Below are 1,032 nucleotides of genomic sequence, written 5' to 3' on the forward strand. Positions count from 1 at the left end.
AAGGGGCGCTAACGCCCCCTTTACCCCCATCACGATCCTGCCGCGTTTTCGACTAATCGCATGAACATAGGTATTTTACGTTTCGGTGTCTGTCTTTGTGTTCGTTACGAGGCTTTATGAAACGGCTTGCTGATCTCACGCCAGCAGAGAAGAAATTTATTGATGATGCGCTCGCAGAAGCTGAACGAGTGGCAGGGCAAAAACTCAATCGACCTAATCGATACATCGTGGTCAATCGAGCACGAGCGCAAATTGAATCGGCACGTTATGCGGAAAAAAAACGATTAGAGCGTGAAGCCGAGCGCCAAGCGGGTAGTTTCACTTGGTCGAAGCCGGTGAGCTTTCGCCGTGAACACAAAATTATACCAACTGTGGGACAGGATATGTTTTGTTGAACCGCCACCCCGTGACGGCACTCCAAAACGACCCTGTCAGGGCTGCGCCCCGATACCCCGCGGGCACTTCACGGGTACGCAAAAGATTTGCGTACCCGTTCATCGCCTTATTCTTCTTCGCCGAACTCGGCTATGAGCGATTGGTATAACGCCTCGCTATCCTCATGCAGCTTTTCACACTGATCGGCTTGCTCGTCCAGATCTAGCTCGTTGAGTTTTTCCAGTAGTAGCAGGGTTTGTCCGCGAATGAATTTGGCCATGTTCAGGGCTGTTTTTTGTTGCTTGTTCATGGGTTTTGCCTGTTTGGTCGTGGATCTTGGCTCAGATCCTACCGCATTCAGGGTGATGCATGGCTATTCACGGCCTCAGAATCCATCAGCAGCGTTTTGCGGGGTTTTGAGGGGTAAAGAGGTGCGGTTCTGTGGCTTGGCCGCCTAAAACGCGCTGAGCGCGTCTCAGGCGGTGCGGAAAATGTCGATTATGGTAAATGTGCCGGTTTGGAGCTATCAGTCAAGTTAACCAAAGGTTACACAATGTTCCGTGCTGTTTTTCTTAGTTCGTTAGATAGTGCGCATTAGGATTTCTGCATTAAAAAGGACTTGGTATGTCTAGACCTATCGCGCCGCTGTTTTTGCTG

At 50.3% G+C, this 1,032-nt stretch carries 2 protein-coding genes; one reads left to right on the forward strand and one right to left on the reverse strand.

Going from position 1 to position 1,032, the window contains the following annotated elements; translation table 11 throughout:
- Nucleotides 1–116 precede the first annotated feature (116 nt).
- Entirely contained in the window at nucleotides 117–395 is a 279-nt protein-coding gene (locus L975_RS00370; protein WP_052181174.1) for a hypothetical protein, read from the forward strand.
- 107 nt (nucleotides 396–502) lie between these two features.
- On the opposite strand, the gene L975_RS00375 is transcribed toward L975_RS00370, so the two are convergent.
- On the reverse strand, nucleotides 503–685 hold the full coding sequence (locus L975_RS00375; protein WP_047706615.1) for a Rop family plasmid primer RNA-binding protein: 183 nt from the start codon (nucleotides 683–685) through the stop codon (nucleotides 503–505).
- Nucleotides 686–1,032: the final 347 nt, after the last annotated feature.

This window comes from Plesiomonas sp. ZOR0011 (genome assembly GCF_000800945.1).
Taxonomy (GTDB): domain Bacteria; phylum Pseudomonadota; class Gammaproteobacteria; order Enterobacterales; family CAMTGL01; genus Plesiomonas; species Plesiomonas shigelloides.

Coding starts and splice junctions, on each gene's coding strand:
- L975_RS00370 (WP_052181174.1), top strand. CDS start 117: ATGAAACGGCTTGCTGATCTCACGCCAGCAGAGAAGAAATTTATTGAT.
- L975_RS00375 (WP_047706615.1), bottom strand. CDS start 685: ATGAACAAGCAACAAAAAACAGCCCTGAACATGGCCAAATTCATTCGC.